At 66.7% G+C, this 15838-nt stretch carries 16 protein-coding genes; all 16 read left to right on the top strand.

The annotated features are described in order from the left end of the window. The first annotated feature begins 1 nt into the window (after position 1). The gene (locus ABL844_RS01715; RefSeq protein WP_418131867.1) at positions 2-970 is read left to right on the top strand and encodes a tripartite tricarboxylate transporter substrate binding protein; all 969 of its coding nucleotides are present in this window, start codon (positions 2-4) and stop codon (positions 968-970) included. Between the two features lie 3 nt (positions 971-973). After that, positions 974-1309: an aromatic ring-opening dioxygenase subunit LigA gene (locus ABL844_RS01710; RefSeq protein ID WP_418130302.1), complete on the top strand. Its 336-nt coding sequence runs from the start codon at positions 974-976 to the stop codon at positions 1307-1309. Beyond that, positions 1306-2133: an extradiol ring-cleavage dioxygenase gene (locus ABL844_RS01705; protein ID WP_418130301.1), complete on the top strand. Its 828-nt coding sequence runs from the start codon at positions 1306-1308 to the stop codon at positions 2131-2133. Before ABL844_RS01710 ends, ABL844_RS01705 begins: the two co-directional genes overlap by 4 nt. Positions 2134-2146: 13 nt before the next feature. Then, the gene (locus ABL844_RS01700) at positions 2147-2554 is read left to right on the top strand and encodes a 5-carboxymethyl-2-hydroxymuconate Delta-isomerase (RefSeq protein WP_418130300.1); all 408 of its coding nucleotides are present in this window, start codon (positions 2147-2149) and stop codon (positions 2552-2554) included. A 27-nt stretch (positions 2555-2581) separates the two neighbouring features. Then, a complete protein-coding gene (gene hpaH / locus ABL844_RS01695; RefSeq protein WP_418130299.1) occupies positions 2582-3385 on the top strand; it encodes a 2-oxo-hept-4-ene-1,7-dioate hydratase in 804 nt (267 codons plus the stop codon). 9 nt (positions 3386-3394) lie between these two features. Beyond that, positions 3395-4216, top strand: coding sequence for a 4-hydroxy-2-oxoheptanedioate aldolase (hpaI, locus tag ABL844_RS01690; RefSeq protein WP_418130298.1), 822 nt, complete (start codon positions 3395-3397; stop codon positions 4214-4216). Positions 4217-4241: 25 nt separating this feature from the next. Further along, complete coding sequence (locus tag ABL844_RS01685; RefSeq protein ID WP_184640412.1) at positions 4242-4712, top strand: ester cyclase; 471 nt, start codon at positions 4242-4244, stop codon at positions 4710-4712. A gap of 36 nt (positions 4713-4748) precedes the next feature. Then, on the top strand, positions 4749-6485 hold the full coding sequence (gene ilvD, locus ABL844_RS01680) for a dihydroxy-acid dehydratase (RefSeq protein WP_418130297.1): 1737 nt from the start codon (positions 4749-4751) through the stop codon (positions 6483-6485). Between the two features lie 37 nt (positions 6486-6522). Further along, positions 6523-7518: a Bug family tripartite tricarboxylate transporter substrate binding protein gene (locus ABL844_RS01675; protein WP_418130296.1), complete on the top strand. Its 996-nt coding sequence runs from the start codon at positions 6523-6525 to the stop codon at positions 7516-7518. A gap of 146 nt (positions 7519-7664) precedes the next feature. Next, on the top strand, positions 7665-8465 hold the full coding sequence (locus ABL844_RS01670; protein ID WP_418130295.1) for a class II aldolase/adducin family protein: 801 nt from the start codon (positions 7665-7667) through the stop codon (positions 8463-8465). 18 nt (positions 8466-8483) lie between these two features. Further along, positions 8484-9461, top strand: a complete 978-nt coding sequence (locus ABL844_RS01665; protein ID WP_418130294.1) for a 2-dehydropantoate 2-reductase — start codon at positions 8484-8486, stop codon at positions 9459-9461. Between the two features lie 206 nt (positions 9462-9667). Further along, a complete protein-coding gene (locus tag ABL844_RS01660) occupies positions 9668-9871 on the top strand; it encodes a hypothetical protein (RefSeq protein WP_026346788.1) in 204 nt (67 codons plus the stop codon). Positions 9872-10815: 944 nt separating this feature from the next. Continuing rightward, positions 10816-12000: a polysaccharide biosynthesis/export family protein gene (locus tag ABL844_RS01655; RefSeq protein ID WP_418130293.1), complete on the top strand. Its 1185-nt coding sequence runs from the start codon at positions 10816-10818 to the stop codon at positions 11998-12000. Beyond that, complete coding sequence (locus ABL844_RS01650) at positions 11997-12452, top strand: low molecular weight protein-tyrosine-phosphatase (RefSeq protein ID WP_126022450.1); 456 nt, start codon at positions 11997-11999, stop codon at positions 12450-12452. The genes ABL844_RS01655 and ABL844_RS01650 overlap by 4 nt, the downstream gene beginning before the upstream one ends. Beyond that, entirely contained in the window at positions 12449-14710 is a 2262-nt protein-coding gene (locus ABL844_RS01645) for a polysaccharide biosynthesis tyrosine autokinase (RefSeq protein ID WP_418118747.1), read from the top strand. The genes ABL844_RS01650 and ABL844_RS01645 overlap by 4 nt, the downstream gene beginning before the upstream one ends. A 269-nt stretch (positions 14711-14979) precedes the next feature. Next, positions 14980-15759, top strand: coding sequence for a sugar transferase (locus tag ABL844_RS01640; protein WP_418123800.1), 780 nt, complete (start codon positions 14980-14982; stop codon positions 15757-15759). Positions 15760-15838: the final 79 nt, after the last annotated feature.

The raw sequence follows: 15838 nt of genomic DNA, 5'->3' as shown, positions 1-15838 counted from the left end.
CATGCAACGCCGCGCGCTGCTGCAGGGCGCCGCCGCCCTCGCAGCCCTGCCCTCGCTCGCACGCGCGCAGGGCACATGGCCCGCCAGGCCGATCCGCGTGATCGTGCCCTTCACACCCGGCGGCACCACCGACTTCGTCGCGCGCCTCGTCGGCACGGAGCTTTCGAAAACGCTGGGCCAGCCGGTGATAGTCGACAACAAGCCCGGCGCGGGCACGGTGATCGGCGTCGATGCCGCTGCCAAGGCAGCGCCCGACGGCTACACCTTCGTCTGCGTGGCCAACAGCTTCACGGCCAACCAGACGCTGATCCGCAAGCTGCCCTACGACACGCTGAAGGACCTGCGCCCGGTCGCGCTCATGGGCATGTCGGAGCACGTGCTGGCCACGCACCCCAACAGCGGCCTGAAGACGCTGGCCGACCTGCGCAATGCCGCCAAGGCGAAGCCCGGCACGCTGAGCTTCGCATCCTTCGGCAACGGCACCTCGGCCCATCTCTCGGGCGAGATGCTCAGGCTGCAGATGGGCCTGGACATCGTGCACGTGCCCTACAAGGGCCAGGGCCCCGCGCTCACCGACCTGCTCGGCGGGCAGGTGACGATGATGTTCGGCAACTGGCCCGAGTTCCGAGGCCACATCCAGAGCGGCAAGCTGGTGGCGCTGGGCATGGCGACCGCGCAGCGCTCGCAGTACGCGAGCGCCATACCCACACTGGCCGAACAGGGCGTGCCCATCGAGTCCAATTCGTGGAACGGCCTGCTGGCGCCCGCCGGTACGCCCGACGCCATCGTGCAGCGCATGAACGCCGAGGTGAACCGCGCGCTCGCGAGCCCTGTGGTGACCGAGGCCTTCCAGAAGGGAGGCATCGCGTCGCTGTCGGGCACGCCCGAGCGCTTCGCGGCCTTCATCCAGAGCGAGATCGCGAAGTACGCCGAGGTGATCCGCAAGGCCAACATCCAGATCGAGGGCTGAACCATGAGCCTCTATGCGATGCAGAAATTCCTCTTCGCGCTCAACCGCGAGCCCGAGGTGCAGCGCCGCTATGCCGAAGGCGGCGAAACGCGCGCGGCGCTGCTGGGCGCCTACGACTTCACCGAGGAGGAACGCGAGGCCATCGACGCCGGCGACATCGGCAAGCTCTACGTGCTCGGCTGCAACGGGCAGCTGCTGATGCACTTCGCGCCGCTGCTGGGCCTTCCGTGGGCCGACTACCTCGAAGCCATGCGCGAGGGCGTGCGCAAGTACGGTCCCGTGCGCGCCGGCATCTACGCAATGACGACAGGCACAGACGAAAAGGTGGCGGGCGTATGAGTCTCGTATTCGCAGGCGTGTGCAGCCACGCCCCCGGCATCACCGGCCGCGCGCACCTGGCCGACCCGGCCGTGAAGGACGATTTCCACGCGCAGTTCCATCGTTTCGGCGAGGCGATGCGCGCGACGAAGCCCGACGCGGTGATCGTGATCGCCGCCGAGCACTTCGCGAACTTCTTCATGAACAACATGCCGGCCTATGCGATCGGCATGGCCGACAGCTACGAAGGCCCTATCGAAGACCCGAAGTGGCTGGGCATCGAGAAGCACCGCATTCCCGGCGACGCCGCGCTCTCGCAGCGGCTGATCCGCGAAGTTATGCAGACGGTGGACGTGGCCTACGCGGAGGAATGGAAGTTCGACCACGGCATCATGGTGCCGCTGAACTTCCTCACGCCGGAGTTCGACACCAAGGTCATCCCCGTGAACATCAACTGCCAGGGCCCGCCGCTCACGCCGCTGCACCGCGCCTGGGCCTTCGGCGAGGCCTTGCGCCGCGCCTGCGACAAGGTGCCCGAGCGCATAGCGCTGGTGGGCACGGGCGGCATCTCGCACTGGCCGGCCACGCCCGATTCGGGCAAGGTCAACGCCGAGTGGGACGCCGAGTTCATGCGCCGCTGGTGCGCCAACGACCGCGGCGCCCTGCTCTCGCAGGACGACTACGGCGACGAGGCCACCTACCGCGAGGCGGGCCAGGGCGGCTTCGAGATCCGCACCTTCATCAGCGTGGCAGCGGCCGCGCGCGGCAAGGGCGAGATCTTCCACATGAAGGCGATCCCGATCTTCGCGGTGACCTGCACGGCCGCCGTGATGTCCGTCGAATGAAAGAGCAAAGACGATGCCGCACCTGGTGATCCTCTACACGCCGAACATCGAGGCCGAGACCGACATGCAGGCCCTGTGCCGCTCGCTGGCCGACACCATGCTCGCGCAGCGCGACGAAGCGGACAAGCCGGCGTACCCCACCGGCGGCACGCGCGTGCTGGCCTACCCCGCCGCGCACTACGCGGTGGCCGACGGCAAGGCCGACTACGCCTTCGTGTACCTCAACCTGCGCATGGCCGCGGGGCGCTCGGAGGCCGTGAAGAAGAGGGCCGGCGACGACCTGCTGGCGGCCGTGCGCGCACACTTCGCGCCGATCTTCGACAAGCGCCACATCGGCATCACCCTGCAGATCGACGAAAGCCCCGGGCAGGTGTACGACGGCAAGCACAGCAACCTGCATCCGCTGTTCAACAAGAGCTGAACGACGACAAGAGAAAAACGGACCCACATGCTCTCCCAAGCCACCATCGCCCAACTGGCCGCCGAGCTGCACGAAAGCGAGAAGTCGCGCGTGCAGGTCGAGCACTTCTCCAAGCGCTTTCCCGAGATGACCATCGAGGACGGCTACGCCATCTCGCGCGAGTGGGTCAAGACCAAGATCGCCGAGGGCCGCACCGTCAAGGGCCACAAGATCGGCCTCACCTCGCGCGCCATGCAGCAGTCCAGCCAGATCGACGAGCCCGACTACGGCACGCTGCTGGACGACATGTTCTTCGAGCAGGGCGGCGACATCCCCTTCAACCGCTTCATCGCGCCGCGCATCGAGGTCGAGCTGGCCTTCATCCTCGGCAGGAAGCTGCAGGGCCCGAACGTGACCATGTTCGACGTGCTCGCCGCCACCGACTACGTGGTGCCCGCCATCGAGATCATCGACGCGCGCATCGAGCAGTTCGACCGCCACACGAAGGCGCCGCGCAAGGTGTTCGACACCATCTCCGACAACGCGGCCAACGCCGGCATCGTGATGGGCGGACGCCCCGTGAAGCCCGACGCGGTGGACCTGCGCTGGGTGAGCGCGCTGCTGTTCAAGAACGGCGTGATCGAGGAATCGGGCGTGGCCGCCGCCGTGCTCAACCACCCGGCCACCGGCGTGGCCTGGCTCGCGAACAAGCTCGCGCCGTGGGACGAGTGCCTGGAGGCCGGCGAGGTGGTGCTGGGCGGCTCGTTCACGCGGCCCACGACGGCCGTGCCCGGCGACACCTTCCACGCCGACTACGGCCCGCTGGGCTCGATTTCCTTCCGCTTCGTCTGAACGAACACCATGCACACACCCATCAACACCTTCAAGCAGGCCCTCGCGGCCGGCAAGCCCCAGATCGGCCTGTGGGTCGGGCTGGCCGACGGCTACGCGGCCGAGATCCTGGCTGGCATCGGCTACGACTGGCTGCTGGTCGACGGAGAGCACGCGCCCAACGACGTGCGCTCGGTGCTCGGTCAGCTGCAGGGCATCTCCAGCGCATGGTCGGCGCAGGCCGAGGCCGAGCGCTCGCATCCCGTCGTGCGCATTCCGGTGGGCGACACCACGCTGATCAAGCAGTACCTCGACATCGGCGCGCAAACGCTGCTGGTGCCCATGGTCGACACCGCCGAGCAGGCCGCGCGGCTGGTGCAGGGCATGCGCTATCCGCCCGAAGGCATCCGCGGCATGGGCAGCGCGCTGGCGCGCGCCTCGCGCTGGCAGGCCTACCCCAACTACCTGCACGAAGCCAACGCGCAGACCTGCCTGCTGGTGCAGGCCGAGACGGTGGAGGCGATGAAGAACCTCGACGCCATCGCGGCCACGCCCGGCGTGGACGGCGTGTTCATCGGCCCGGCCGATCTGTCGGCCTCGATGGGCTTCGTGGGCCAGCCCAACCATCCCGAGGTGCAGGCGGTGATCGCCGACGCCATCGAGCGCATCCGCAAGGCCGGCAAGGCGCCGGGCATCCTCTCGACCACCGAGGAACAGGCGCGCAAGTGGCTCGCGGCCGGCGCACTGTTCGTGGCGGTGGGCGTGGACACCATCGTGCTGGCGGCGGCGGCGAAGCAGCTGCTGGCGAAGTACAAGGCAGCGCCGGGCGCGGCCACACCCAACGGTTATTGATCTTCTTCACCCGGGAGCACTCGCCATGCAACGCACCACCCTCGCGGCCCTGGCCGCGGCAGCCACCCTGTTCCTCGCCGCCTGCGCGCCCATGGGCTCCGGCAGGCAGGACGCCACCGCCCAGCAGGAGGCCAACCGCCGTGCGGTGCTCGCCTTCTACGAGAAGGGCCTGAACCAGAAGGACGCCGACGCGGCGCTGCAGTACGTGGGCAACCGCTACGTGCAGCACAACCCGACGGCGGCCGACGGCCCCGAGGGCTTCCGCAAGTTCATCGCCTTCCTGCGCGAGAAGTTCCCGAATTCGCGCAGCGAGATCAAGCGCAGCTTCGTCGACGGCGACTACGTGATCCTGCACGTCAACGCGATTCGCGAGCCGGGCACGCGCGGCAGCGCCATCGTCGACATCTTCAAGCTCGAGAACGGGAAGATCGTCGAGCACTGGGACGTGGTGCAGCCGGTGCCAGAGACCGCCGCGAACAAGAACGGCATGTTCTGACCTCCTCCTGAAACCCAGCCAGCCCCACGCCAGCCGATGACCACGCCGACCGACCCGAACAGCAAGCGCTTCCGCTCCGCCACCATCCGCGAGGGTACGATCCGCGCGACCACCCGCAGCTTCCTGCACGCGCTGGGCCAGGACGACGAGGACATCGCGCGACCGCACGTCGGCGTGTTCCACACGGGCGGCGAGATGAGCCCGTGCAACCTCAACCTGCGCGAGCAGGCGCAGCACGCCAAGACCGGCATCTACGCCGGCGGCGGCACGCCCCACGAGTGCCCGGTGGTGTCGATCAGCGACGGGCTGACGATGGCGCACTCGGGCATGCGCTTCTCGCTGATCTCGCGCGAGCTCATCGCCGACAGCGTGGAAGCCTCCACGCGCGGCCACCAGTGGGACGGCATCTTCGCCATCGGCGCCTGCGACAAGAACCTGCCGGGGCTGATGATGGGCATGGTCCGCTGCAACGTGCCCAGCGTGTTCGTGCACGGCGGCTCGGCGCTGCCGGGCCAGATGCCGGGCCCCGACGGGCAGGACCTGAACGTGGTCGACACCTACGAGACCATCGGCAAGGTGCTGGCCGGCACCGCCACGCACGACGAGCTCGACGCGATGAGCCGCGCCTGCCTGCCCACCGCCGGTGCGTGCGCCGGGCAATTCACGGCCAACACCATGGGCATGGTGTCGGAGGCGCTGGGCCTGGCGCCGATCGGATCGAGCATGGTGCCGGCGGTGTTCAGCGAACGCGCGCCGCTGATGCGCCGTGCCGCGAAGACGCTGATGAAGGCGGTGTTGGGCGACGGCCCTTTGCCGCGCGACATCGTCACGCGCAAGGCGCTCGAGAACGCCTGCGCGGTGGTGTCGGCCACGGGCGGCTCGACGAATGCGGCGCTGCACCTGCCGGCGATCGCGCACGAGGCGGGCATCAAGTTCCATCTGGACGACGTGGCCGAGATCTTCGCGCGCACGCCGCTCGTCGCCGACCTGCGCCCGGGCGGCAAGTACCTGGCGCGCGACGTGTTCTACATCGGCGGCGCGGGCGTCATCCTGCGCACGCTGCTGGAGCAGGGCTTCCTGCACGGCGACGCGCTCACCTTCACCGGACGCACCATGGCCGAGGAGCTGGCCGGCGCGCTGGCGCCCGACGGCCGCGTGGTGCGCGAGGCCGGCAATCCGATCACGCGCGACGGCGGGCTGGCGGTGCTCAAGGGCAACCTCTGCCCGGACGGCGCGCTGCTCAAGACGGCGGGACTCCAGGGCCTGGTGTTTCGCGGCCCGGCGCGCGTCTTCAACTCGGAAGAAGAAGCGCAGACCGCCGTGCAGAACCGCCGCTACGAGGCGGGCGACGTGATCGTGATCCGCAACGAGGGCCCGAAAGGCAGCCCCGGCATGCGCGAGATGCTGGGCATCACCGCCCTGCTCTACGGCCAGGGCATGGGCGACAAGGTGGCGCTGCTGACCGACGGGCGCTTCTCGGGCGCCACGCGCGGCCTGTGCATCGGCTACGCGGGCCCCGAGGCAGCGGACGGCGGCCCGATCGCGGCGCTGCGCGACGGCGACATGGTGTCCATCGACGCACGGGCGGAAGCGCGCTCCATCACGGTCGACCTGACGGCCGGGGAAATCGCGTCGCGGCTTGCCGGACGTGAGGTAAACGCGGGGGTCGCGCGCGGCGGCCTGCTGGAAAAATATGCGCTCACCGTGCGCCCTGCCCACCAGGGCGCCGTGACCCACTCGGGCGCGGTCACCTGGCTGCGCGACGAGTCTTGATCGAACCCTCCACAACCACAGTCCGGAGAGAGACACCATGAGCTTCACGCGCCGCCAGATCCTGCAGACCACCAGCGCATCCGCCTTGCTGGCAAGCATCGGCCAGAACGTCTTCGCGCAGGCGACGACGAACATCGAGACCGCCACCATCGTCACCGGCTTCGCGGCCGGCGGCACTTCCGACACCACCTGCCGGCGCCTGGCGACCAAGCTCGGCGGCGACTACGCGAAGACGGTGGTGGTGGAGAACCGCACCGGCGCCGGCGGCCAGATCGCCGTGGGCTACGTGAAGGGCAAGCCGGCCGACGGCAGCACCATCCTGCAGACGCCGACCTCGATCCTCACGATCTACCCCCACATCTACAAGAAGCTGCCGTACGACCCGATGGTCGACATCACGCCGGTGAGCCTGGCCTGCATCTTCGACTTCGGCTTCGCGGTGGGCCCGGCGGTGCCGGCCAGCGTGAAGAGCGTGCCCGAGTTCCTGGCCTGGGCCAAGGCCAACCCGGCGGGCGCCAACTACGGCTCGCCGGCCGCCGGCTCCACGCCCCACTTCATCGGCGCGCTGCTGGGCAAGAAAGGCGGCGTCGAGCTCAAGCACGCGGCCTACCGCGGCACGCAGCCGGCCATGCTCGATCTGCTGGGCGGCAACATCTCGGCCGTCTCGGGCCCCATCGGCGACATCACGCAGCACCTGCCCACGGGCAAGGTGCGCATCCTGGGCGTGTCGGGCGCCAAGCGCAGCCGCTTCGCGCCCGAAGTGCCCACCTTCGGCGAACAGGGCCTGAAGGACATGGCGCACAGCGAGTGGTTCGCCTTCTTCCTGCCGGCCAAGGCCTCGCCCGAGCTGGTGGCGAAGCTGAACACCGCGATGAAGAACGCGCTCGCGCAGAAGGACGTGATCGACGGCCTCGGCACCTTCGGCCTGGAAGCGATGTCTTCCACGCCGGCCGAGCTGGCGGAACTGCTGAAGAAGGACACCGCCAAGTGGGCGCCGATCGTCAAGGAAGTCGGCTTCACGGCGGAGGGATAGGACCACCCCGTTTCTTGCCCGCTTCGTGTAGCCGAATCCCCCTGAAGGGGCAACACCGGCGGCCCGGCAAAGCCGGTTCCGCGGTGTTTCCCGCGAAGGGCGCCGGCCGGCGCGGTGGGCAAGCCATCTAGATAGAAGGAACTGCCATGAACGCAATCGCCACCACCGCGCCGTCTTCCACGTCTGCGCTGGTCCATCCCTCGATCCACCCCGACGAGCGCGCCGCGCGCGAGGAGCTCGCGGCCTGCTATCGCGTGTTCGCGATGCTGGGCTGGACGGAGATGATCTACAACCACATCACGGTGCGGCTGCCCGACAGCGTGACGGGCGGCGAGAAGCAGTTCCTGATCAACCCCTTCGGCCTGCACTACAGCGAGGTCACGGCCAGCAACCTGGTGAAGATCGACCTGCAGGGCAAGGTGCTCGACGGTTCGTCGTACCCGGTGAACCCGGCCGGCTTCACGGTGCATGCCGCGATCCACGACGGGCTGGAGGGCGCGCACTGCGTGATGCACACGCACACCACGGCCGGCGTGGCCGTGGCCTGCCTGCAGGGCGGCCTGCAGCAGACCAATTTCTATACGGCGCAGTTGCACGACATGGTGGCGTACCACGACTTCGAGGGCATCACCATCCATGCCGACGAGGGCCCGCGCCTGCTCAAGAGCATCGGCGAGCGCAACGCGGTGATCCTGCGCAACCACGGCCTGCTGGCCTGGGGGCACACGCTGCCGCAGACCTTCGCGATTTTGTGGACGCTGCAGCGCGCCTGCGAGATCCAGATGGCGACCTTCTCCATGGGCCAGGCCATTCCGGTGAGCGAAGAGATCGCCCGGCGCTGCACACGCGACGCGCTGCAGTTCAGCCCCGAGCACGGCGCGGGGCAGGACGTGTTCAACGCGCTGGTGCGGCAGGTGGACCGCATCGATCCCTCCTACCGCAACTGAACCGGAACGGCTTAGCTCATGAAGATCTGCATCTACGGCGCCGGCGCGATCGGCGGATGGATCGGCGTCGGGCTCGCGCAGGCGGGCGAACGGCTGAATGTGGTGGCGCGCGGCGCCACCCTGGAAGCACTGCAGCGCGACGGACTCTCGCTGATTCGTGGTGACGTGCGCACGCGCGTGCCGGTCAACGCGGTGGCCGACCCCGAGGCGCTCGGCGTGCAGGACCTGGTGGTCATCGCCGTGAAGGCGCCCGCGCTGGCCGGCGTGGCCGAGCGCATCGGACCGCTGATCGGCGCCGACACCGTCGTGCTGGTGGCGATGAACGGCGTGCCGTGGTGGTTCCTGGAAGGCGGCTTCGGCGGCGAGATCACCGGCCACCGGCTCGCCGCCGTGGACCCCGACGGGGCCATCGCGCGCGCGATTCCGTCGCGCAACGTGATCGGCTGCGTGGTGCATGCGAGCTGCTCGCTCGACGGACCGGGCGTGGTGCGGCACCACTTCGGCAACGGGCTGATCATCGGCGAGCCTTCGGGCGAGGCCACGCCGCGCGTGCAGAAACTGCTGGCGCTGCTGAAGAGCACCGGCATCGACACCACGCTGTCGCCGCAGATCCAGAAGGACGTGTGGTTCAAGCTGTGGGGCAACATGACGGTGAACCCGATCAGCGCGCTCACCGGCTGCACCACCGACCTGATCATGGGCGACGACTACGTGCGCGGCTTCATCTCGGCGGTGATGCTGGAAGCCAAGGAAATCGGCCGGCGCATCGGGATCGAGATCACGCAGAGCCCCGAAGACCGGCACGAGATCACGAAGAAGCTGGGCGCGTTCAAGACTTCCATGCTGCAGGACGTGGAGGCCGGGCGCTCGGTGGAACTGGACGCGCTGGTCACGGTGGTGCGCGAACTGGGCGAGCTGACGGCGGTGGCCACGCCCTTCACCGATGCGCTGCTGGGCCTGGCGCGGCTGCGCACGCGCAAGCTCGGGCTGTACTGAGTACTGAGCCGGTCCGTCGGCCAGAGTCAGGCCGCGCACAGGTTCGGCCCGCAGACTGAAGAAGAGACGGGGGTGGGGTTGCGGGGGCCGCAAACCCTGTACCCCCGCTTTTCTTCTTGGGCTATCCTCTCGCCACTCAAAATGCACGTAGCGATTTATTACACACCACCAAGGCTGCCTGCATGTCCGAGAACAAGGGGAGACGGATGCGTTTGATCTTCATCGAGCTGCTGGTGGCGCTGGTGCTGCTGCCCATCAGCGGCCTGTTCTGGTGGTGGGCCTTCGGCATGGGCGGCCTTGCGGTGGCTGGCTTCGTGGTGGTTGCCGGCGGCGCTCTCTATCTGGTGGTGCGGGGCGTGCGCTCCGCCAAGAAGCAGCTCGGCCACCCGGGCGACGACCGCGAAGAATGAACGCGGGCCTGCAACGGGCCTGCCCGCCGCACCGGCGGCACAGAAACATTCGCATTCAATTCGCCGACGCTCGGCACAATATTTCTCCCTGGCTCGCACCTTTGTGCGGCCCTGCCCGGCCGCTCATGAACTCTTTTTTCTGATTTATTCCGATCTTTGCGGCAATCCGGGCCGGTTTCAATGATCGAAATATGAAACATTCTCCGTCACCCGGAATTCCTGAAATTGCAGGGCAATACGAAAGTCTTGCCTGTCTCCGAGCAAATCGGAACCTGCGCGGAATACGCGCCCAATTAACCTGAAATCATTCCGGGCCCGGTGGAACGGCATTGCACGTACTTGGTGCCTGGAGCCCCGGCGCAGGGCGCCCGATTTCAGGATTAATCAGAAAAACGTACTTCCGCGCCTGCCTCCGAGTTATGTACGGCCGCGAAGCCGTTTCGAAGTAGTTTGTTGCCTCCGGCAGGCACATTGATGCTCCCGCCCCACGGCTTGTCAGTCATCTCCTACTGGGACACATTTCTTTACAAAATTGAACGCAATATCAAAAACCCTATGGAACCTGACTTTGTGGAGCGAAAACCACAATCTCCCGGCTGTCCGGGGTAATAAATAGGTCGCAAGTTTCGGCTTTCCGGAGTGCCTGAAAAACAGGCATTCCGCACCCCCTTTCCCCAGTGAAAACAGGGCTGCGGGCAACTCGCCTCCGCATAACCCTGTGCATGGCGTGGTCGACGCACGAATAGACACGTCATTTGCGTCTACTCCACCAAAAAGTCGCCTTGCGAAGGCAGCGACAATTCGCGCTCTCGCTGGCTCGCCGATAAATCGCCGATGCCCGGATTAACTCTTCCTCAATAAAAAGAATTAACCGGCGCAATCGACGCAAATCAGGCTCGGGCTTTGCATGGGCAATCGCAGTTATTGAAATAACCAAGTTCGCAATGGAGTTCCATTTGTCACGCTACCTGTACCTGACGGGTTGGAGTGCCGCCCTCGCCGGGGCGTTGGCGCTTCAGGGCTGCGCGCCGGGCTTCGGCTCGGTGGTGGCCTACGAGCCCGACCAGAGTCCGGCGCCGGCCCTGTCGGCCGACGGCATGCCGGCCGAAGGGGGGCTGGTGTCGATCTCGCCTGGTCTCATCCGGGCGATGGCCGATGCGCGGCCGACGGCGGTGCCGCCGGACGTGAAGGCGCTGTTCGGCGAGGCGCCGGTCTACACGATCGGGCCCGGCGACGTGGTGGGCGTCGTCGTCTACGACCATCCGGAGCTGCTGCCCCACGCCGGTGCGGTGATCTCCCAGCAGGTGGATCCCACCGGCATCAGCGTGGCGCCTGGCTTCATCGTCGACGCCTCGGGGCAGATCAGCTTCCCGTACATCGGGCGCGTGAAGATGCAGGGCCTGACCGAGATCGAGGCCTCCGACCTCATCGCCAGGCAGATCGCCAGGTACATCAAGGACCCGCAGGTGACGGTGCGCATCCAGTCCTTCAGGAGCCGCCGCGCCTTCGTCGAAGGCGAGGTGAATTCGCCGGGGCTGCAGATCTTCACCGACGTGCCGATGACGCTGGCCGAGGCACTCAACCGCGCGGGCGGCATCACGGCCGCCGGCGACCGCTCGTTCATCACGCTCACGCGCGGCGACAAGACCACGCTCATCGACCTGCCGAAGCTGCAGGACATCGGCGTCGGCGCCAGCCGCATCCCCTTGCACAGCGGCGACGTGGTGCAGGTGCGCAACCGCGACGAGAGCAAGGTGTTCGTGACGGGCGAAGTGCTCAAGCCTTCCGCGCTGACCATGCACAACGGCAGGCTCAGCCTCAGCGAGGCGCTGGGTGAAGCCGGCGGCGCGAACCTGGGCACCGCCAACACGGGGCAGATCTACGTCGTGCGCAACACCGGCGGCGGCAGCAATGACGCCGGCAGTGCCAGGAGCACGCCGGCCATCTTCCATCTCAACGCGAAGAACCCAGCCGCGCTCGCGCTGGCCGACCGCTTTCCGCTGCAGCCGCGCGACGTGGTCTACATCGACTCCGTGCCGCTGGTCACCTGGAACCGCGTGGCCAGCCTGATCCTGCCGGCGACGCAGGCGCTCTACAACACCGACCAGGTCTACATGAACCACCGATGAGATCCGTGCTGACCGTCTGCATCGGCAACATCTGCCGAAGCCCCATGGCCGAAGGCCTGCTCGCAGCAGGACTGCCGGGGCTGCGCGTGTTCTCCGCGGGCACCGGCGCGCTCGTCGGCCGGCCTGCGGACGCCACCGCGCGCAAGCTCATGCATGAGCGCGGCGTCGACATCTCGGGCCATGTCGCGCAGCAGGTGAGCCAGCTGCTGTGCCGGCAGGCCGACCTGATCCTGGTGATGGACCGCGACCAGCGCCGCTACCTCGAGTCGACCTATCCCTTCGTGCGCGGCAAGGTGTTCCGCATCGCCGAGTTCGAGGGGCACGACGTGCCCGACCCTTACGGGAAGGACGAGGCCGCGTTCGAGCACGCCCTGGCGCTGATCGATGCCGGCGCGCGCGCGTGGATCGACCGCATTCTGAAAATCACGAAACCCGAGCAGCAACCGACATGAACGCACCCCAGCAGGCCGCGCTGCCGCTGCAAGCCATGGAAGAGGATGGCGATGGCATCAACCTGGCCGAGTACCTGGACATCCTGATCGACAACCGCTGGCTGGTCGCGGCCATCGCGCTCGTCGCCGTGCTGCTGGGCACGGCGTACGCCTTTCTCGGCAAGCCGGTCTACGAAGGCAACGTCGCCGTGCAGGTGGAAGACACCGGCAACTCAGCCGGAAGCTTCCTGGGCGACGCAGCCTCCTCCCTGCTGAGCGTGAAGACGCCGGCCGCGGGCGAAATCGAGATCCTGCGCTCGCGCGCCATCCTCGGCAAGGCGGTGGAGAACACCAAGCTCTACATCAGCGCGCGGCCGCGCTACGCGCCCTTCGTGGGGAGCTGGCTCGCACGCCGCGCCACCGAGCTGTCCGACCCCGGCTTCATGGGCCTGTCCGGCTACGTGACGGGCACCGAGAAGATCCTCGTGCCCAGGTTCGACGTGCCCGCCGACTTCGAGGACAAGCAGTTCACGCTGACCCTGGGCACCGACGGCCAGTACGAGCTGAGCAACCCCGACATCGACACGCCGATGAAGGGCCGCGTCGGCACGCTGCTCGAGGCCAAGGTGCCGGGCGTTCCCAACGGCAGCCTGAGCCTGATGGTCACCAGCATCGAGGCCAGGCCCGGCGCGCAGTTCGTGCTCGTGCGCTCGTCCAGCCAGCTCACGCTGCTGGCGCTGCAGGACGCGCTCAAGGTCGTCGAGAAGGGCAAGCAGTCGGGCGTGCTCGACGTGAGCTGGAAGAACCCCGACCCCGAGAAGCTCACGCAGCTGCTCAACGAGATCGGCCGGCTCTACGTGCGCCAGAACATGGAGCGCAAGGCCGCCGAGGCCGAGAAGACGCTGGGCTTCCTCGACGGGGCGCTGCCGCAGTTCAAGAAGCAGCTGGAGCAGTCGGAAGACATCTACAACCGCTACCGCAACCAGAACGGCACCGTCAGCCTCGACGACGAGGCGAAGAACGCGCTGACGCAGACGGTCGACCTGCAGTCCAAGCTGCTGGAGGCCGAGCAGAAGCGGCGCGAGCTCACGTCGCGCTTCACGAACGAGCACCCCAACGTGCAGACGCTCGACGCGCAGGTCGCCGCATGGAAGAGCGCGCTCGCCACAGTCGACGCGCGCATCCGCAAGATGCCCGAGCTGCAGCAGAACACGGTGCGCATGCAGCGCGACATCAAGGTAAACACCGACCTCTACGTGTCGCTGCTCAACAGCTCGCTGCAGATGCGGCTGGCCAAGGAAGGCAAGGTCGGCAACGTGCGCCTGCTCGACGAGGCCATCGTTCCGGAAGAGCCGGTGTGGCCGAAGCGGCCGCTGGTGATCGCGCTGGCGGCGATCCTCGGGCTGGCCGCCGGCTTCGGCGCGGCGGTCGCGCGGAGTTCCTTCTTCGGCGGCATCCGCAATCCGGCCGAGATCGAGAGCCATACCGGCCTCAACGTCTACAGCAGCGTTCCGCTGAGCGCCGCGCAGCGCACCATCGACAGGAACATCGAGAACAAGGTGGCCGGCAAGCACGTGCTGGCGCACCTGCAGCCGGAAGACCCGGCGGTGGAAAGCCTGCGCAGCCTGCGCACCGCGCTGCAGTTCGCGATGCTGGAGGCGACCAACAACCGGCTGCTCATCTCGGGCGCGACACCCGGCGTTGGCAAGACCTTCGTCTCGGTCAACTTCGCGGCAATCACAGCGGCCACCGGCAAGCGGGTGCTGCTGATCGACGCCGACCTGCGCAAGGGCCGGGTCAGCCAGTTCTTCTCGATTCCGCGCTCATCCGGCCTGTCGGAGCTGATCGCCGGCACGCTGGACTTCAAGCAGGCCATCCGCCCTGGCGTGCTGCCCAACCTGGACATCATGACGACGGGGGTGCTGCCGCCGAATCCGGCGGAGCTGCTCACCAGCGAGTCCTTCGTTCAGGTGCTGGAACAGCTCTCGCCGCTGTACGACCTGGTCGTCATCGACACCGCCCCGGTGCTGGTGGCCGCCGACACCGCCTCGGTGGCGCCGCTGGCGAGCACCCTGCTGCTGGTGGCACGCGCCGAGAAAACCCAGCTCGGCGAATTGAATGAAACCGTCAGAAGGCTCGCCCATGCGGGCAGAACGGTAAATGGCGTAATTCTGAATGCTATTGATTTAAGCCGCCGCCACGCTGGAAGCGGGGGTTACAAATACGGCGCTTACAAGCAGTTGCAATACACATACAATACCAACAGGGATTCCACTTAGACCGCCTGAATTGGAGTTAAATTCAAAATCATGCGGTAGGCCTCCAACCTCCTGCATCGATTAAATACTCAAATAGTATTCAGCATAAAAAGGCACTACAAATGATCTTTAATTCATTGGTACTGCCTTCATCGAGTCATTTGGCCGCGCAATAGTTTCTGCATCGCAGACGCTAAAGAGGCATTTGTGCGGGTAGTGTCGGCCAAAAACACAGGGCCATAACCGAGGATCTGCGGGCAATTGCCCGCATGAGGAAAGGTGCGTCAAAAATGAAAGCATTTCGACGGGAAATCTTGTCGCGCTTCAAACCCGGATGGAAAAATCCCATGGGAAATCTCCATCCCGAAGAATCGCTCGTACCGCAGGGCTGGGACCTTGCCGACGCAGGTGCCGAAATGTCCCGCGGCGGATCGCAATCCGGAATCAACCATTCCCCATTGCTGAAGGTCGCGAAAAGATCGGTGGACATCGGCGCCGCTCTTTTTTTCTTCATCGCATTCGGCTGGCTTTTCGTATTGCTCGGACTGTGCGTCTTCGCGAGTTCGGGAGCACCGGTGCTCTATTACCAGCCGCGGTACGGGAAGAACGGGCGCGTATTCCGCTTCTACAAATTCCGCTCGATGATCGCCAATTCGGCGCAGGTGCTGGAAGAGCACCTGAAGAACAATCCCGACGCGCGCCGCCAATGGGACGAATACCAGAAACTGGACGACGATCCGCGCATCACCCGTTTCGGCAAATTCATCCGCAAGACCAGCCTCGACGAATTGCCGCAATTCTGGAACGTGCTGGTGGGCGACATGAGCCTGATCGGCCCTCGCCCCTGCATGCTGGAGCAGAAGGAGCTCTACGGCCACAGCTGGTCGCACTACTGCGCCGTGCGGCCCGGCATCACCGGCCTCTGGCAGGTCAGCGGGCGCAACCAGCTGACCTACAACGCGCGCGTCGCGCTCGACGTGAGGTATGTCGAAACCCTTTCCGTCGGGAAGGACGTGGACATCTTCTTCAGAACCATCTGGGTGGTTGCCGCCGGTCACGGGTCGCGGTGAATTCCACCGCCGGTCCCGGGTGACCGGCTCCGGCCGCGCCGGCCGGAGTACGCCTTTCACGAAGTCCACGCCACAGGGC

This window comes from Variovorax sp. 278MFTsu5.1 (assembly GCF_048305045.1).
Taxonomy (GTDB): domain Bacteria; phylum Pseudomonadota; class Gammaproteobacteria; order Burkholderiales; family Burkholderiaceae_C; genus Variovorax; species Variovorax guangxiensis.
The sequence above is the reverse complement of the archived record's forward strand: the minus strand, read 5'-3'. Positions and strand labels throughout refer to the sequence as shown.